Origin of the sequence: Parvibaculum sp., from assembly GCF_039680535.1 — a bacterium.
Lineage (GTDB): Bacteria > Pseudomonadota > Alphaproteobacteria > Parvibaculales > Parvibaculaceae > Parvibaculum.
This window is the reverse complement of sequence record NZ_JBDKSS010000008.1, coordinates 229,432-246,601: the sequence shown is the minus strand read 5'-3', so window position 1 is coordinate 246,601 and position 17,170 is coordinate 229,432. Positions and strand designations below refer to the sequence as shown.

The 17,170-nt window shown below is 63.7% G+C and carries 13 protein-coding genes; all 13 read left to right on the top strand.

The annotated features are described in order from the left end of the window. Nucleotides 1-32: 32 nt before the first annotated feature. The 13 genes from ccmI to ABFC66_RS05050 all read left to right on the top strand — a co-directional run bounded on the left by ccmI (nucleotide 33) and on the right by ABFC66_RS05050 (nucleotide 17,165). A complete protein-coding gene (gene ccmI / locus ABFC66_RS05110) occupies nucleotides 33-1,169 on the top strand; it encodes a c-type cytochrome biogenesis protein CcmI (protein ID WP_346739885.1) in 1,137 nt (378 codons plus the stop codon). Nucleotides 1,170-1,231: 62 nt separating this feature from the next. Then, nucleotides 1,232-1,951 (top strand): chitosanase, encoded by a 720-nt coding sequence (locus ABFC66_RS05105; protein WP_346739884.1) that lies wholly within the window; start codon nucleotides 1,232-1,234, stop codon nucleotides 1,949-1,951. Between the two features lie 101 nt (nucleotides 1,952-2,052). Continuing rightward, complete coding sequence (ccmE, locus tag ABFC66_RS05100; protein ID WP_346739883.1) at nucleotides 2,053-2,523, top strand: cytochrome c maturation protein CcmE; 471 nt, start codon at nucleotides 2,053-2,055, stop codon at nucleotides 2,521-2,523. After that, nucleotides 2,520-4,502, top strand: coding sequence for a heme lyase CcmF/NrfE family subunit (locus tag ABFC66_RS05095; RefSeq protein WP_346739882.1), 1,983 nt, complete (start codon nucleotides 2,520-2,522; stop codon nucleotides 4,500-4,502). The genes ccmE and ABFC66_RS05095 overlap by 4 nt, the downstream gene beginning before the upstream one ends. 3 nt (nucleotides 4,503-4,505) lie before the next feature. Further along, entirely contained in the window at nucleotides 4,506-4,961 is a 456-nt protein-coding gene (locus ABFC66_RS05090) for a cytochrome c-type biogenesis protein (protein ID WP_346739881.1), read from the top strand. A 267-nt stretch (nucleotides 4,962-5,228) separates the two neighbouring features. Then, on the top strand, nucleotides 5,229-6,734 hold the full coding sequence (locus tag ABFC66_RS05085; RefSeq protein WP_346739880.1) for a DegQ family serine endoprotease: 1,506 nt from the start codon (nucleotides 5,229-5,231) through the stop codon (nucleotides 6,732-6,734). Between the two features lie 72 nt (nucleotides 6,735-6,806). Continuing rightward, entirely contained in the window at nucleotides 6,807-7,484 is a 678-nt protein-coding gene (locus ABFC66_RS05080; RefSeq protein WP_346739879.1) for a response regulator transcription factor, read from the top strand. Nucleotides 7,485-7,593: 109 nt separating this feature from the next. Continuing rightward, on the top strand, nucleotides 7,594-8,862 hold the full coding sequence (locus ABFC66_RS05075) for a HAMP domain-containing sensor histidine kinase (protein ID WP_346739878.1): 1,269 nt from the start codon (nucleotides 7,594-7,596) through the stop codon (nucleotides 8,860-8,862). A gap of 46 nt (nucleotides 8,863-8,908) precedes the next feature. Next, entirely contained in the window at nucleotides 8,909-11,863 is a 2,955-nt protein-coding gene (locus ABFC66_RS05070) for a bifunctional [glutamine synthetase] adenylyltransferase/[glutamine synthetase]-adenylyl-L-tyrosine phosphorylase (protein WP_346739926.1), read from the top strand. Nucleotides 11,864-12,106: 243 nt separating this feature from the next. Continuing rightward, nucleotides 12,107-13,705 carry an NAD(P)/FAD-dependent oxidoreductase gene (locus ABFC66_RS05065; protein ID WP_346739877.1) on the top strand — a complete coding sequence of 533 codons (1,599 nt, stop codon included), beginning with the start codon at nucleotides 12,107-12,109 and terminating at the stop codon, nucleotides 13,703-13,705. Nucleotides 13,706-13,707: 2 nt separating this feature from the next. Further along, the gene (locus ABFC66_RS05060; protein WP_346739876.1) at nucleotides 13,708-15,285 is read left to right on the top strand and encodes an NAD(P)/FAD-dependent oxidoreductase; all 1,578 of its coding nucleotides are present in this window, start codon (nucleotides 13,708-13,710) and stop codon (nucleotides 15,283-15,285) included. Next, nucleotides 15,282-16,604: an aminomethyltransferase family protein gene (locus tag ABFC66_RS05055; RefSeq protein ID WP_346739875.1), complete on the top strand. Its 1,323-nt coding sequence runs from the start codon at nucleotides 15,282-15,284 to the stop codon at nucleotides 16,602-16,604. Before ABFC66_RS05060 ends, ABFC66_RS05055 begins: the two co-directional genes overlap by 4 nt. Before the next feature lie 186 nt (nucleotides 16,605-16,790). Further along, nucleotides 16,791-17,165, top strand: coding sequence for an EF-hand domain-containing protein (locus ABFC66_RS05050; protein ID WP_346739874.1), 375 nt, complete (start codon nucleotides 16,791-16,793; stop codon nucleotides 17,163-17,165). Nucleotides 17,166-17,170: the final 5 nt, after the last annotated feature.

The following is a 17,170-nucleotide window of genomic DNA, read 5'->3' as shown; positions in this document are numbered from 1 at the left end:
CCCGCGCCCGCCCCCTCAAGACCGAGCCTGCCTTGTCCCAGACCTTCTCAGACCTGCTGCTTTGGTTCTTTTTCGCCGTCATGACCGCGGCGGTGATTGCCGCCGTGCTGCGGCCGCTGCGCCGGACGAAAGCGGCGGGTGGAGCCGATCGCGAGGTCGCGCTTTATCGCGACCAGCTCGCCGAGGTGGAGCGCGACGTGGAACGCGGCGTCATCGAACCCGCCGAAGCGGAGGCCGCAAAGGTGGAGGTTTCTCGCCGCCTGCTCGCGGCCGCCGACGCTATGGAGAATGAGCGGGCGAGGCCGGGTGTCCGCAACGGGTTTTCGGCTCGCGCCGTGGCTCTTGCCGTCATCGTTGCGGTGCCGGCGATTTCGCTTGGCCTTTATCTCGCTCTGGGATCGCCGGGGCTTCCCGATGAGCCGTTCAAGGAGCGCATGGCTGCGCCGGTTGAGCAATTGCCGCTCGATGCGCTGGTGCTCCGCGTCGAAGAGCATCTGAAGGCTGATCCCAAGGATCTGCGCGGCTGGGAAGTGCTTGCGCCTGCCTATGTTCGCCAACGCCGTTTTGACGATGCGGCGAATGCCTGGTCGCAGGCGATTGCGCTGGGCGGCGAAACCGCCGCGCGGCTTGCGGCGAGAGGCGAGGCGAAGGTTTTTGCAGCGGGTGGGATTGCTCCCAAGGCGCACGACGATTTTCAGAAGGCCGTGGCGCTCGATCCGCACGAACCGCGCGCCCAGTATTATCTGGGCGCGGCAGAGGTCGAGGCTGGAAAGAAGGACGCCGCCATCGCCCGCTGGAAGTCGCTTCTCGCTTCGGCGCCCAAGGATGCTCCGTGGCGCGCGAGCCTCGAGGCGGAACTCGCGCGGCTCGAGAATCCGGGCGCGTCCGGCGCAACGGCACCGGGGCCGGATGCGGCGCAGGTTGGCGCTGCGGCCAACATGTCGCCCGAAGAACGCCAGAAGATGATCGAGGGCATGGTCGGCGGACTTGCGGCGCGCCTCGAAAAATCACCCAATGATATCGAAGGCTGGCTGCGGCTTGTCCGGGCCTATGGCGTGCTTGGCAAGAAGCCCGAAGCGCTGGCCTCGCTTGCGAAGGCTCGGCAGGCCTTCGTGAATGACAAGGCGGCACTTGCCCGCCTTGATGAAGCGGAGAAGGCCCTTCCCTGATTTGTCCCCGCTGGTCGTTCCCTTCTTATGCTCCGCATATGGATCATCAGGAAGGGAATGGAATGCTCACGGAACTTCAGAAGAGAACGGCGCAAGCCATCGTCAACATCTTCGAGACAGGACGCGCGCGCGGCGATTACGCGAGCGTAACCCTGCTGCCCGGCGATGCCGGCCATCTCACCTATGGCCGTTCGCAGGCGACGCTCGCAAGTGGCAATCTCCATCTTCTCATCCAGGCATATTGCGACGAGCCGAAGGCCGATCGCGGTGATGCGCTGACTCCCTATCTGGAGAGGCTTGCCGCCATCGACCTCAGCCTCGACCGCGATCAGGCGTTTCACGCCGCGCTGAAGGCAGCGGGTGGAGATCCCGCGATGCAGGACGTGCAGGATCGTTTCTTCGACCGCGCCTATTGGGCGCCTGCGACGAAGGCCGCCGTCGCATTGGGGCTTTCGACCGCGCTCGCCGCTGCCGTCATCTATGACAGCCATGTCCACGGCTCATGGCGTGTTCTTCGCGAGCGAACATCGAGGGAGCATGGCGAAGCGGCGCGGCTGGGCGAGCGGTCCTGGATCGCGGCTTATGTTGCGGAGCGCCGCGACTGGCTTGCGACCCATTCCAATCCGCTTCTGCGGCGCACGGTCTACCGCATGGATGAGTTCCGGCTCCTTATCGGGAGCGGAAACTGGCGGCTCGACCTTCCGCTGCGCGTGCGTGGCGTCCGCATCGATCTCGCGTCGCTCGGCCTCCCGAACGCTTTGGCCGATGGAGGAGCAAGCTGACGGCTGCAAAGGGGCAGGTGGGGCCGCGACCAAATTGCAGTTAAGAACCGCCCGCTCTTGGGCTATACCTTCGGCGTCTCGAAATCGGGGATAGGAAAAACATGACGCGCAAACAGCGCCGTGCCGGCTTTATTGCCTTGGGCCTTGGCATTGTCGGCATTGCGATCGGGCTGGTGCTCTACGCGATGCGCGACAACATCGTCTTTTTCTATAGCCCTACGGAAGTTGTGGAAAAAGGGATCGGGCCGGGAACACGGTTCCGCCTGGGCGGCCTCGTCGAGAACGGCTCGGTCGAGCACACGGGCCCCGCGACCATCAAATTCGTGGTGACGGACCTCGCGAAATCGGTGACCGTCTCCTATACCGGAATTGTTCCCGACCTCTTCCGCGAGGGGCAGGGCGTTGTCGCCGAGGGTGCCATCGGTCCCGAAGGCGTTTTCGTCGCGGATTCGGTGCTGGCCAAGCATGACGAGAAATACATGCCGCCCGAAGTCGCCAAGGCGCTAAAGAAGTCGGGCCGCTGGGAAGAGGGCCAGATGAAACAGGACGAAGGAAAAGGCGCGGCTCAATGATCGTAGAACTCGGCCATTTCGCGCTGACCCTCGCGCTGGCGGTGGCGATCCTGCAAATGGTCGTGCCGATGATCGGCGCGCAGCGGCGCGATTCTGCGCTGATGGCGGTTGCGGCGCCCGCAGCTCTGGTTCAATTCGTGCTCATCGCCATCGCCTTTGCGGCGCTGATGCATGCCTTCCTCACGTCCGATTTTTCCGTCGCGCTGGTGGCGAAGAATTCGCATACCGCCAAGCCACTCATTTACAAGATCGCCGGCGTCTGGGGTAACCACGAGGGCTCGATGGTCCTCTGGGTTCTGATCCTTTCGTTCTACGGTGCGATGGTCGCGCTTTTTGGCGGCAATCTGCCGGACGCGCTTCGCGCGCGCGTCCTTGCCGTTCAGGCGGTGATCGGCGTCGCCTTTCTCGGCTTCATTCTCTTCACCTCAAATCCTTTCCTCAGGCTCGATCCGGCGCCTATCGAAGGCAACGGTCTCAATCCGATCCTTCAGGACCCAGCGCTCGCCTTCCATCCGCCCTTCCTCTATGCGGGCTATGTCGGCCTTTCGATGGCTTTCTCGTTCGCCATTGCGGCGCTGATCGAGGGGCGGGTCGATGCGAGCTGGGCGCGCTGGGTTCGGCCCTGGACGCTCGCCGCCTGGATTCCGCTGACGGTCGGCATCGCCATGGGCTCGTGGTGGGCCTATTACACGCTGGGCTGGGGCGGTTTCTGGTTCTGGGACCCGGTGGAAAATGCCTCGCTGATGCCCTGGCTTGTCGCCACCGCGCTTCTCCATTCCGCCATCGTTGCGGAAAAGCGCGGCGTGCTGAAAAGCTGGACCATTCTCCTGGCCATCTTTGCCTTCTCGCTTTCGCTGGTCGGCACTTTCCTCGTCCGTTCGGGCGTACTGACATCGGTCCACGCCTTTGCTGTCGATCCCTCGCGCGGCATTGCGATCCTCGGCATTCTCGTCTTCTTCATCGGCGGGGCGCTGACGCTTTATGGCTGGCGCGCCCCCGTGCTGAAGGCTGAAGGGCTCTTTGCGCCGTTGAGCCGGGAAGGGGCGCTGGTCATGAACAACCTGCTGCTGGCCGCGGCCGCGGCGGCGGTTTTCATCGGCACGCTCTATCCGCTGTTCCTGGACGCAATGGGTGGCCCGAAGATCACAGTGGGCGCTCCCTTCTTCAACATGACCTTCGTGCCGCTGATGATCCCGCTCTTCTGCCTTGTGCCGATCGGCCCGCTGCTCAAGTGGAAGCGGTCCGATCTCGTCGCGGCGAGCGAGCGGCTCATGGGCGCGGGTGTCGCGGCGATCATCGTCGTTGTCGCGGTGCTGGCTTTCCAGACAAGGGGGCCGTGGCTCGCTGCGTTGGGCATGGGGCTTGCCGCCTGGCTCATCGCGGGGGCGTTCTTTGAAGTTGCGTGGCGCATCGGGCTTTTCTCGGGGAATATTCGCGAGAGCTTCCGCCGCGCGCTGCGCCTGCCTCGTGCCTCGTGGGGCATGGCATTTGCCCATGGCGGCCTTGGCATCGTGGTCGCGGGCATTGTCGGTACGACGGCGTGGCGACAGGAGGTTGTGACCGCGCTCAAGGTCGGCGACAGCGCCGAGCTTGCGGGTTACACGCTGACGCTCGAAAAAGTCGGCATGCGCAACGGGCCCAATTATCAGGCACTGGTCGGCGTTGTCCGCGTGACCCGCGATGGGCGCGACGTGGCCCTGATGCTGCCGGAAAAGCGTAGTTTTCCGGTCGAGCGCCAGGAAAAGACCGAGGCGGCGATCCGCACCACGGGCTTTGCCGATCTCTACATCGTCATCGGCGACGAGAACGGTCAGGGCGCCTGGACCTTGCGTGCCTATTACAACAATCTTGCGCCATGGATATGGGTGGGTGGCATGATCATGGCGGCGGGCGGCATTGTCTCGCTCACCGACCGGCGCTATCGCATTGGCGCGCCGAACCGCGCGCGCGCGCGGCTTGCCGCGCAACCGGCGGAGTAGGCGATGCGCGCGCTCGTCCTTTCGCTCCTGATGCTGTTCGTTGCCGGCGCGGCCTTTGCCGTCGACCCGGGCGAGCAATTGAAGGATCCCGTGCAGGAGGCCCGGGCGCGGGCAATTTCGAAGGAACTGCGGTGTCTGGTTTGTCAGAACCAGTCGATTGACGACTCCAATGCGGATCTTGCCAAGGATCTGCGGCGCATCGTCCGTGAGCGCATCGTTGCGGGCGATGACGACAAGCAGGTCGTCGATTACATCGTCGCGCGCTACGGCGAATTCGCGCTGCTGAAACCCCGTTTCGAGCCTTCGACCTGGGCACTCTGGTTCGGCCCGCTGGCGGCGCTGCTGATCGGAGCCGCCATTACGTGGTCGGTCTTTCGCCGGAGCCGACAGGGGACGGCCCCCGCACTCGACGCCGAGGAAAAGGCCCGGCTCGACAAATTGCTGGGCCGCCCGGAATAGGCCAATTCTCGCCGCTCAAATGCCCGAATCCGGGCCGAGATTTTCCCGCGCAGGCCTGGCGACGCCATTCTCCGCCATCATTATGCCTTACCAAAACGTAATGTTTGAGACATGAATTGGTAATGCATGATGCCCGAATGTCTCAGGGCAGGGATGTGCCTCGGTTTCGCCGACGGTCATGAGCCGGCTTCAGAGACGGCCCGGAGCCGGAAGATCGAGATAATAGCGCCGCCCATGGCGGCAGTCACAGCCACAGGAGTTCACGATATGACGAACAGCGCTCCCCAACGCGGCCTTCAGGCGCGCAAGACCGCGCGTCGCGCCACGGCGCTTGCGACCGCTTGCGCCATTGGCATTGGTGGCTGGGGTTTGGGGGCATGGGGAACGGCGCCCGCCTTCGCCCAGACCGCCCCGCTCAACGCGCCTTCGCAGCAGCGCACCGAACTCTCGACCCTGCCGAGCTTTGCCGATCTCGTCGAGAAAGTGTCGCCCGCCGTCGTCAGCATCAAGGTGGTCGAGGAAGAGGCGGCCACCGACGCCGCCATGCCCGACATTCCGCTGCCGCCCGGCAGCCCCTTCGAGAAGTTCTTCAAGCAGCTCCAGCCCAAGGGACCGGACGGCAAGCCGCTGAAGCGCAAGGCGATGGCCCAGGGCTCCGGCTTCTTCATCACGGCCGACGGTTATGTCGTCACCAACAATCACGTGGTGCAGAACGGCAAGGAAATCACGGTTGTCTTCAACGACAGCAGCGAGCTGTCGGCAAAGCTCGTGGGACGGGACCCGAAGACGGACCTCGCTCTCCTCAAGGTCAAGACGGCGAAGCCCGTTCCCTATGTGGCATTCGGCGACTCCGACAAGCTGCGCGTCGGCGACTGGGTGTTGGCGGTCGGCAATCCGTTCGGCCTTGGCGGTACGGTGACCAGCGGCATCGTCTCGGCGCGCGGTCGCGAAATCGGCGCGGGCCCCTATGACGATTTCCTCCAGATCGACGCTTCGATCAACCGTGGCAATTCGGGCGGCCCGACCTTCGACATTCATGGCAATGTCGTCGGCGTGAACACGGCCATCTACTCGCCGACGGGCGGCAGCGTCGGCATCGGCTTCGCGATCCCGTCGAACATCGCTTCCGGCGTCATCGACCAGCTTCGCAATCACGGCAAGGTGACGCGCGGCTGGCTCGGCGTCAGCATTCAGCCAGTCGATCCCGATCTTGCGGCGTCTCTCTCGCTCGACAAGCCGAAGGGTGCGCTCGTCGCGGAGGTCACACCCGCCAGCCCCGCCGCCAAGGCCGGCATCCAGCCGGGTGACGTCATCACGGGGCTCAATGGCAAAGACATGGTCGATGTGCGCGATGTGAGCCGCTCGGTCGCAGACCTGAAGCCGGGCACCAACGCCAATGTCGTTTTGTGGCGCGACGGCAAGGAGAAGGCGATCAAGGTTGCGATCGCGCTCTTCCCCGACAAGCTCGATACGGCTTCGGCGGAAGATAGTGCTCCGACTGCAGAAGAAGCGACGCAGAGTCTTGGGCTTGCCCTGACGCAAAGCGACGAAGGCGTCGTCGTGCAGAGCGTCGATCCCAACAGCGAAGCCGCCGAGAAGGGCATTCAGGCCGGCGACGTCATCATCAAGATTTCCGGCAAGGAAGTTAAGACGCCGGCAGATGTCGTCCAGGGCGTGAAGGAGGCGAAGAAGGCGAGCAAGCAGTCCGTTCTCCTTCTTCTCCGCAGTCAGGATCAGCAGCGCTTCGTCGCGCTGACGATCAACAAGGCTTGATGAAGCGGTATCCGGCGCCGGGCTGGTCCGGCGCCGGAAATTCACAGATGTGCGATTGAGGCGTGACCCCCCATGCGGATTCTCGTCATCGAAGATGATCTCGAAGCGGCGGCCTATCTTGTTCGGGGCTTACGCGAGAGTGGACATATCGTCGACCATGCGGCTGACGGCGAAGAAGGCCTGACGCTCGGACTTTCGAGCCCCTATGACGTGATGATCGTCGATCGCATGTTGCCGAGGCGCGACGGGCTCAGTGTCGTCACCACGCTTCGTGCGGAGGGCATCAGCACGCCCGTGCTGATCCTCTCGGCGCTTGGTGAAGTCGACGACCGCATCATGGGGCTCAAGGCGGGTGGCGACGATTATCTGACGAAGCCATATTCCTTTGCCGAGCTTCTCGCGCGCATCGAGGTGCTGGTGCGCCGCTCCAACCCGGATCAGGTGCGCACACGGCTTCAGGTGAGCGACCTTGAGGTCGATCTGCTGGCGCGAAAAGTGGTGCGCGCCGGGCAGGAGATCGACCTGCAGCCGCGCGAATTCCGGCTGCTCGAATATCTGATGAAGCATGCGGGGCAAGTCGTCACCCGCACGATGCTGCTCGAAAATGTCTGGGAATATCACTTCGACCCGCAGACCAATGTGATCGACGTGCATATCTCGCGCCTTCGCGCCAAGATCGACAAGAATTTCAGACAGCCCTTGCTGCATACGGTCCGGGGAGCTGGTTATTCGCTACGCGCGGCTGATTAATCTCCTCAAGACCTCGACCTTCCGGCTCGCGGTCCTTTATCTGGCGCTTTTCGCGGCTTCCGCGATCACGCTGCTTGCCTATGTCTATTGGAACACGGCAGGCTTTCTCGTGCGCCAGACGGACGAGGCCGTGCAGGCCGAGATCACCGGCCTTGCTGAGCAATATGCGCAGGGCGGCTTGCCGCTTCTCGTTCACACCGTCATCCAGCGTTCGCGCGATCCGGGGCAGGGCCTCTATCTTGTGACCGGTCCCAATGGGCAGGTGCTGGCGGGCAATATCGACGTGCGGCCGACGGCGGCGCCCGGTCCCGACGGATGGATGGACTTCTTCTACAATCGCAAGGTCGTTGACCGCGTCGAGGTGAAGGCCGCGCGGGCACGGGCATTCGTTCTGCCTGAGGGGTTCTTTCTGCTTGTCGGACGCGATGTGCAGGAACGGCGCATCATCGAAAGCCTGATCACCAACGCACTATTCTGGGCGATCGGACTTACGGTGGCGCTCGGCCTTGCAGGCGGGCTCGTCATGAGCCGCAACATGCTCGCCCGCGTCGACGCGATCAATCGCACGAGCAGCAGCATCATGCGAGGTGATCTCTCCCAACGTCTTCCCATCGCGGGCACGGGCGACGAGCTCGATCAGCTCGCGCGCAACCTCAACGACATGCTCGACCAGATCGAAGCGCTGATGACCGGCATGCGCCAGGTCACGGACAATGTGGCGCATGATCTCAGGAGCCCGCTCAACCGTCTGCGCAGCCGCCTTGAAGTGACGCTGCTCAAGGACGCCTCGCCCGAGGAATATCGTCAGGCGCTGGAGCGGACGATTGCCGAGGCGGACAATCTGCTGGGTACGTTCAATGCGCTTCTGATGATCGCACGGGCGGAGGCTGGGTCGCTGCGCGAGACGATGAATGTGATCGATCCCGCAGTGATCGTCGCAGACGCGGCGGAACTCTATGAGCCGCTTGCCGAGGAAAGCGGATTGCGACTCGATGTCGATGCGCAGGCCGGGCTTTCCGTCAGCGGCAATCGCGAGCTTCTGTCGCAGGCGGTCGTCAACCTGATCGACAATGCAATCAAGCATGGACGTCCGCTGAACGGGAATGTCGAGCCGCTCATTGTCGTTTCGGTCAAGGCCGACGCGGCGGGCCGGGTGCTCATCAGTGTTGATGACCACGGCGTGGGCATTCCGCAGAAAGAGCGGGCGCATGTTCTGGAGCGTTTCGTGCGGCTGGAGAGCAGCCGCAATACGCCGGGCAGCGGCCTCGGCCTCAGCCTGGTCGCCGCCGTGGTGCGGCTGCACGGTGGGCGGCTTGCATTCCAAGACAATAATCCGGGCCTGCGCGCGACCATTTCGCTTCCTCCCGTGACGGTTTGAATTCTGTTAGTCTCCCCCGGATTTGAGAAGGGAGACCGATTTGAGCGTGAATGTGAAGGCATTGCGGGAGCGCGCGGCGCTGGCCCCGCGTCCATATGATGCGGAACGCGCGGCGAATGCGATGCAGGACATGGAGGCGAGTCTCGCCGCCATCGAGGACGAGACGACGCGCCGCCGCATGGAGAGCCTTCTTGCCGACCCGGACACGCGACGGCTTCTTGACGGCATTTTTGGAAACTCCCCGTTTCTCACGCGGATCCTTCGTGTTCATCCCGACTGGTTGCCGAGGCTGGTAGATGAGCCGCCAGCGGCGACGCTCGAAGCGCTGCTGGCCCGTACGCTGGCTGCGGCCGGTTCGCAGACGCAGGCGGACCTGATGCGCGAGCTGCGTCTTGCGAAGGCGGAAGTGGCGATCCTGATTGCGTTGGCCGACATCACGTCGACCTGGAATCTTGAGGAAGTGACGGCATCGCTCACGGCGTTCGCCGATGCGGCGGTTCAGGCGTCAGTCGAATGGCTGCTCAAGGACGCCGCGCGGCGCGGGCAGGTATTGCGCCCTGTAGAGGACACGACGCAGGAAGGCAGCGGCCTTGCCATTCTGGGCATGGGCAAATACGGCTCGCGCGAGCTCAACTATTCGAGCGACATAGACATTGTCGTCTTTTACGAACCCGGCCAGTTGCCGCTGAAGGATGGCGTGGAGGAGGGAACTTTTTTCGTTCGGCTGACGCAAGCGCTCGTGAAGATACTGCAGGAGCGCACTGAGCATGGCTATGTGTTTCGTACGGATTTGCGCCTTCGGCCCGACCCCGGCGGCACGCCCGTCGCGGTGTCTCTGCCAGCCGCCGAGCACTATTATGAAAGCCGCGGACAGAACTGGGAACGCGCAGCTTTCATCAAGGCGCGTGCCGTTGCCGGCGACCCGCAGGCTGGGCAGCTCTTCCTCAAGATGCTGACGCCCTATATCTGGCGCAAGAATCTCGACTTCGCCGCCATCGACGATATTCATTCGATGAAGCGGCAAATCCACGCCGTCGGCGGGCATGGCACAATTGCGGTCGCGGGCCACAATGTGAAGCTCGGGCGCGGCGGCATTCGCGAGATCGAGTTTTTCGTCCAGACGCAGCAATTGATCGCGGGCGGTCGCGACAGGGAGCTGCGCGGCCAGCAGACATGCTCGATGCTCGACGAACTCGCGCGCAAGAACTGGATCGCGCCCGAGGCGGCGGACGAACTCAAGACGGCATATCGCTTCCTGCGCAAGCTGGAACACCGGCTTCAGATGATTGCGGATGAGCAGACGCATACCCTGCCTGCGACCGATGAAGGGCTCGATCACGTCGCCTGCTTTCTGGGCTTCGACAGCCGCGCCGATTTTGCCGAGGCGCTTGTCGGCTATCTGCGCTGCGTTCAGGGACACTATGCCAAGCTCTTCGAGACTGCGCCGCCGCTTGCAGAGGAAAGCGGAAGTCTCGTCTTTACCGGCACCGAAGACGATCCCGAAACCCTCGAGACGCTTCGCAATCTCGGCTTCGCGCAAGCCTCCGAGATGTCGGCAACGATCCGCGCCTGGCATACCGGCCGCTTCGCGGCGACGCGCTCGCCGCGTTCACGCGAGCTTCTGACGGCCCTGATGCCGGCGCTGCTCCGCGCGCTTTCGCGCACATCGCAGCCCGACACCGCCTTCATCCGCTTCGATCAGTTCCTGACGAAGCTGCCGGCGGGCGTGCAGCTTTTCTCGATGCTCTATTCCAATCCGAGCCTGCTCGATCTCATCGCGGATATTTGCGGCACGGCGCCAAGGCTCGCGAATTACCTTGCGCAGAATTCCGCGGTTCTCGAATCCGTCGTCGATCCGAACTTCCTCAAGATGCGGCCAGACCGCGAGATTCTGCGCGTGAGCCTTGCGCAATCACTCGAGCACGCGCGGGATTATCAGGACGTCCTCGATTTTACGCGCATCTGGGCGCGTGAGCATCGCTTCCGTCTCGGTGTACGCGTGCTGGCGGGAAATGCCGATGCGGAGGAGGCGGGCCCCGCCTACGCCGCCATCGCCGGTACGCTCGTCGCAGCGTTGGCGCCGATCGCAGAGGAGAAGATTGCAGAGCGGGCGGGCCATGTTCCGGGCGGGAGCTTTGCCGTCGTCTCCATGGGCAAGCTTGGCAGCGAGGAGATGAGTGCGGCCTCCGACCTCGATCTCATCATGCTTTATGATGTCGCAGATGCCGAAGCGACGTCGGATGGCGCGCGGCCTCTCTTTGCCTCGCAATATTATGCCCGTGTCTGTCAGCAGCTCATCAGCGCACTGACGGCACCGACCAGCGAAGGCAAGCTCTACGAAGTGGATATGCGCTTGCGGCCGTCCGGCAATTCGGGCCCGGTGGCGACGCATTTCCAGAGCTTCGTCGAATATCAGAAGAGCGAAGCATGGACATGGGAGCACATGGCGCTGACGCGAGCCCGCGTTCTCGCCGGCCCCGATGAGCTGAAGACGCGCATCGACGCTGCCATTCGAGAGGCACTGCTGCGTTCGCGCGATCTCGGCAAGACGGCTTTCGACGTGGCCGACATGCGCGCGCGCATCGAGCGCGAATATCCGAGCGAGAACCACTGGGAACTCAAATATGTTCGCGGGGGGCTCGTCGACATCGAGTTCGTCTGTCAGTTCCTGCAACTCGCCCATGCGCATGACCATCCGGATATCCTCAAGACCCATACGCGGGCGGCGCTGCAGGCGATTGCAGATGCAGGTATCGTCAGTGCGACCGATGCGGACACTCTTCTCTCCGCCGTCGATCTCACGCTCAATCTGACGCAGGCCATACGCATCTGCGTCGAGGGCGTGTTCAAGCCGGAGGAGGCGACGCCCGGATTGAAGGCGCTGCTGGCGCGCGCCGGCAATGCGCCCGATTTTTCGGCCCTGGAAGCGCAACTCAGGGAATCCCAGGCGGCGGTCCATGGCATCTTCGAGCGCCTGATTACCGCTGTTGCCGTTTCCTGATCGCTCCCGATTCCGCCGGATTCCTTGGCGGAACTCTTGCACCTGACCCTTGCCGACCAGGCGCAATCGTTAATGGATGAGCCTCCCGCGCTCATTTCCTGGCTGATTGCCTTGGAATTTGTGGTTAATGCTCCTTCCGGTTTCGGCACGGTTAGGGCGATGGACCTGCGTCGCGTGCCAAAGCGGCACAGACCGGGACGTCATCCCTGCTGCGGCGGGGCGGTGCGATTTGAGGTTCGGCGCATGGAGCGTCATGACGCGATCATCATCGGAGGGGGGCTCAACGGTCTGACGGCTGCGGCTTACCTTGCGCGCTTCGGCGCGCGCGTCCTGGTGCTTGAGCGCAATGCGGCTCTCGGCGGCGCCGATGCGTCTTACGAAATCGTCCCGGGTTTCAACATCGCGCGCTACAACCTTGGCATCTCGACGCTGCCGGCTCGCATCGTTTCGGAGCTTGATCTCGCCCGGTATGGACTTCGCTTCATCCGGGTCGATGGCGGCATATCGCTGCTGAAGGACGGAGGCTACATCGCGAGCTACCGCGATGGCGTCATTCATCGCCGCGAGCTCGCGCGACATTCGCTGAAGGACGCGGACGGCTGGACCCGCTTTCGGCGCGACATGTTGCGCGGCGCCCAACAGCTGCGGCCATTGCTCGCAACGACCATGAGCGATCCGACGCGGCGCTCCTTCTCGACCTTGCGCCGCCTCCTGAGCACGGCGTCGCGCTGGGGAGCGAGGGATGTCGACGAGCTTCACGAGTTGACGCGTCTATGGACTCTGTCCTGCGCCGAGTTTCTGGACGCATATTTTCACTCGGACGCCGTGAAGACGCGGCTTGCCGGAGATGCATTGGCGGGAACTTCGCTCGGCCCCCATGCGCCGACCGGTGCGCGGCACCTCATCGGGGCGTTCATCGATGAAATGGCAACCGCGAGCGGCGGCGCTCCGGCCCGTGTTCTCGCGTCTGGTGGGCCAGCGGCGGTGGCAGGTGCGCTCCGGGCCGCGATCGAGGCGCATGGCGGGACGATCCGCACAGACGCGGAGGTTACCGACGTTCTGCTGCGCGAGGGCGCAGCGCGCGGCGTAGTGCTCGCGAATGGAGAGGAGATACAGGCGCGTGCGGTCGTTTCCGATCTCGATTTGAAGCGGACATTTCTCGCGCTCTTCCCGTGGTCCGCCCTGCCTGGCGGTCTGGTGGAAAAGGTGGGGCGTTTCCGCATGCGCGGCGTCAGCGCCAAGATCAACATTGCGCTCGACAGTGCGCCCGAGTTTCCCGCTGTGCCAGCAGGTTGCCCCGCGCTTCTGGGTGGCGTTCGCCTGGCGTCGTCGCTCGACGAGATGGATCGTGCAGCCGACGATTGGCGTGACGGCATTCCGCCGCGCGTCCCGCTCATCGACATGCTCATCCCGACACTTGCGGATCCGACGCTTGCGCCGCATGGGCGCCACGTGCTTTCGGTCGCTGTCCACTATGTTCCGGAGTCCCTGCATGACGGCGCGTGGACGGGCGAGCGCCGCGACGAACTCACCGATCTCGTTGTCGACCGTATCGCGGAGGCGAGTCCCGGCATAAAGGATCGCATCGTCGCGCTCGAAATGCTGACGCCGCCGGATATCGAAAGCGAAGTCGGCGTCACGGGCGGCGATCTCTCGCATGGCGAGACGACGCTCGATCAGTCGTTCTTCAACAGGCCTTCCCCCGCGCTGGCAGGCTATGAAACGCCGATCCGCAATCTTTATCTCTGCTCGCAAAGCGTTCATCCGGGGCCATTGGGCGTCGGGAATGCGGGCGCCAACGCCGCGGCTCTTGTTGCCGCCGCGCTCGGAAAGCGGGGCTGACCATGCGGCTCGCCGACCGGAGCTTCGATGCGATCGTAATTGGGGGCGGCCATAATGGTCTTGTCGCCGCCTGCTATCTGGCAAAGGCTGGGAAGCGCGTCATTCTGTTTGAGGCTTCCGACCATTTGGGCGGCGCGGTTACGACTGGCGAAATCACGCCTGATTACATGATCTCGACGGCGTCCCATCTCATCGAAGCCTTGCCGCGCCGCATCGAGAAGGAGCTGAAGCTCTCGCGCAATGGGCTGCGCTTTGCTGCGCGCAACCTGCCGACCATCGCTCTCTCTCGCGACAAGCGGCATCTCGTCCTGTCGAGCCGGAGGCGGGACATCGCGGCGCTTCGGGAATGGAATGCACATGATGCGGCCGCGCTCGTCGAGTTTTCAGCACGGCTCAAGGCCTATGCGGCTGCGCTTCGTCCGTTGCTTCTTGGCGTGCCTCCGAGCTTCACTGGACCGTCGTCAGATGCGGTGACGGCCCTTCGTCGTCTGGTCTGGCGGATGCGCCGCCTTGGTCAACCTTCATTCGAGGATCTTCTGCGTGTCCTTCCGGCGAGTATCGGCGATCTCGTCGACGCGACGTTCGAGACGCCGCTGCTTCGCGCGGCTTTTGCCTTCGAGGCGCTGCGTGGAACGGCGGAGGGGCCCTATTCGCCGGGGACGGCCTTCAACCTGATCTATCGTCGTGCCTTGCAGCTGGAGACCAGGGGCACATCCCTTCCGCGCGGCGGCATGGGGGCGCTGGTGACGGCGCTTCGTCATTCCGCGGAAGGGCTGGGCGTCGCGATCAGGACCGGTGCGGCGGTCAGGTGCATCATCGTCGAGAACAATGTGGCCGTGGGCGTCGAGACGGTGGCGGGCGAGTTTCTTCGCGCGCCCGCGATCCTTTCGAGCGTCGATCCCCGCGCGACCATGCTCGATCTCGTCGGCGCGGCAAACATTGATGCGGGGCTTGCGATGCGCCTCGCCCAGACGAGCCGCAGGGGGGCGACGGCAAAGCTCAATCTGGCTCTTGATGGATTGCCGACGATATCAGGCCTTGCGCCCGCGGAGTATGGTGCCCGGCTTCTGGTCGTTCCTTCGCTCGGCGAACTCGACCAGGCATTCGCATCGTTCAAGCGTGGCGAGGTTCCGGCCGAACTCGGCATGGAAGTGACGATTCCGAGCGTTGCCGACACAAGCCTTGCACCGGCCGGCCACCATGTCATGTCGGTCCTCATCCAGCATGTGCCTTACGAGGTGGCGGGCGGTTGGACGCTGCAACGCGATCGTCTGCTGGACCGGGTCATAGAAACCCTGGCGCGATATGCGCCGGACCTTCGGGCGAGGATCATTGCCGGCGAAATGCTTCTCGCGCCCGACATCGAGGCAAAGTTCGGGCTTGCGGGCGGCGAGTGGCATTGCGGCGAAATGCGCCCCGACCAGTTGCTGATGTTCCGTCCCACGCCGGAGCTCGCCCGGTATCGAACGCCGCTCCGGGGCCTCTATCTCTGCGGGGCGGGTAGCCATCCGGGCGGCATTTCCGGGCTGGCGGGTCAGCTTGCCGCCAGGACGGTGCTGTCGGAAGGGGGGCGCGCATGACCGGCGGTGGCGATATACTCGCCGTTGACGGGGCGGGGCCCGGAGAGGCGGAAGAGACGTTGAATTTTCAGATGCAGCCCGAGTTCGAGGAGCCTCAGGCAACCGCCGATGCTGGTCCTTTCTCGACTGCATCGGACGAGCCGCCCTTCAGTCGCCGCGTGCTGACGACGCCGCTGCATCTCAGCGTTGCAATGGAGAGCATCACCAACCGGTGGACGGATTGGAATGGCTACACGACGCCGGAAATCCTGACGACGCTTGATGATGAATATCGCGCGCTGCGGCATGCCGCGGCGTTGGCCGATATCTCTCCATTGGTCAAATATCGGATCGGCGGACGCGACGCGGCGATCTATCTCGACCGGCTCGTCACCGACAATGCGATGCGGCTTTCGGTCGACGAGGTCATGCCTGTTGTGTTCTGCGAAGACCGCGGATTCGTCGTCGGCGACGGTCACCTTTTCCGCCTTGGCGAGGACGAGTATCGTCTGGTGACGGATGAGCTGCATCTCGCGTGGCTTCTCGACAGTGCCCTTGGTTTCGACGTCAGTGTCGAGGATGTCAGCGTGGCGCTTGCGGGTTTGAGCCTGCAAGGTCCGCATGCTGCGGCGATCCTCAATGCGACGGGCTTCTTTGAGGTCGAGACGCTGAGGCCCTATGCAGCGCGCTGGTTCGACATTGTGGGCATGCCGGTCTATGCGAGCAGGACAGGCGCGACCGGCGAGCTCGGCTTTGAGCTCTGGCTCGATCCGGAAGATGCGCCCATGCTCTGGACGCGTCTCATCGACAAGGGCGCTGAATTCGGTATTGCGGCGACGGGATACGCCTTGCGTGAACTGGCGCGCATCGAGGCGGGCATTCCGCGCGCGGGCCGCGATTATCTGGGAGCCTTCTCGGCGGTGGACGCGGCCGACGCCTCAACGCCCTTCGAGCTTGGACTGGCGTCGCTCGTTGATCTGGAAAATGGGCATTTTACGGGGCGGGATGCGCTGCGCCGCTTGAAGCAGCAGGACCCTCGTCATCTGGTCGTCTCGCTGGCTCTGGACTTCCCCGAACCCGTGCAGTTCTGCGCCGTCGAGCGGCAAGGTGAAATCGACGGGACGGCCACGAGCGTCGTCTTCTCCCCCGCGTTGGGCATCAATCTTGCGCTGGTCCGGCTCAAATACCGGCCGGCACCGGTCGCCCTGAGTGTCGGCGTCGACTTGCGGGAGGGATTGAGCGTTCGCCGTCTGAAAATCCCTGCGCGCCTCCTGACCGAGCCGGTCATCGGCTCTCCCCTGCGCCACGCCGTCCCCGCGCCGCTCCTTGCGGAATATTAATTATTGTGTTCCCTTTCAGGACGTTTTCGGGCGACGGAATTCATTTTGACCGCCGTTTAGCATTGTGAGTGACAGGACGACGTTCCCACCGGTCTACCTTTCCCCTTCGGACCGGAGTTAACCCGTTACTCCTGGTCGGGAGTGGGCGCATCAACCCTCCCGACCGCCTTTTTTCAGGAGGTCGACTTGGGTGGATTCAGGGCGGAATTGATCGCCGGTTTTGCAGCCATTGCGCTGGGCGCCTTGTTGCCATTTGCGGTTCAGGCCGAAGACAGTGCCGCGCCCGCCACGGCCCGCGCCACGGCTCACGATGCCAGGTTCAAGGCTGCGGACACCAATAATGACGGGGTCGTCTCCCAGGCGGAGTTCACCGCCGCAGCGCAAAAGCGGGCGGCCGAACGCGCTCAAATCGCATTCAAGCGCATCGATGCCAATGGCGATGGCAAGGTCACGAAAGCCGAATACGACGCCGCTGGCGCCATGCGGCGTGAGCGTATGAAGGCGCGGCACCACGATGGGGGTGCCGCCAAACCCGATGCGACCGCGCCGAAAGCCGAGTAGGGTTG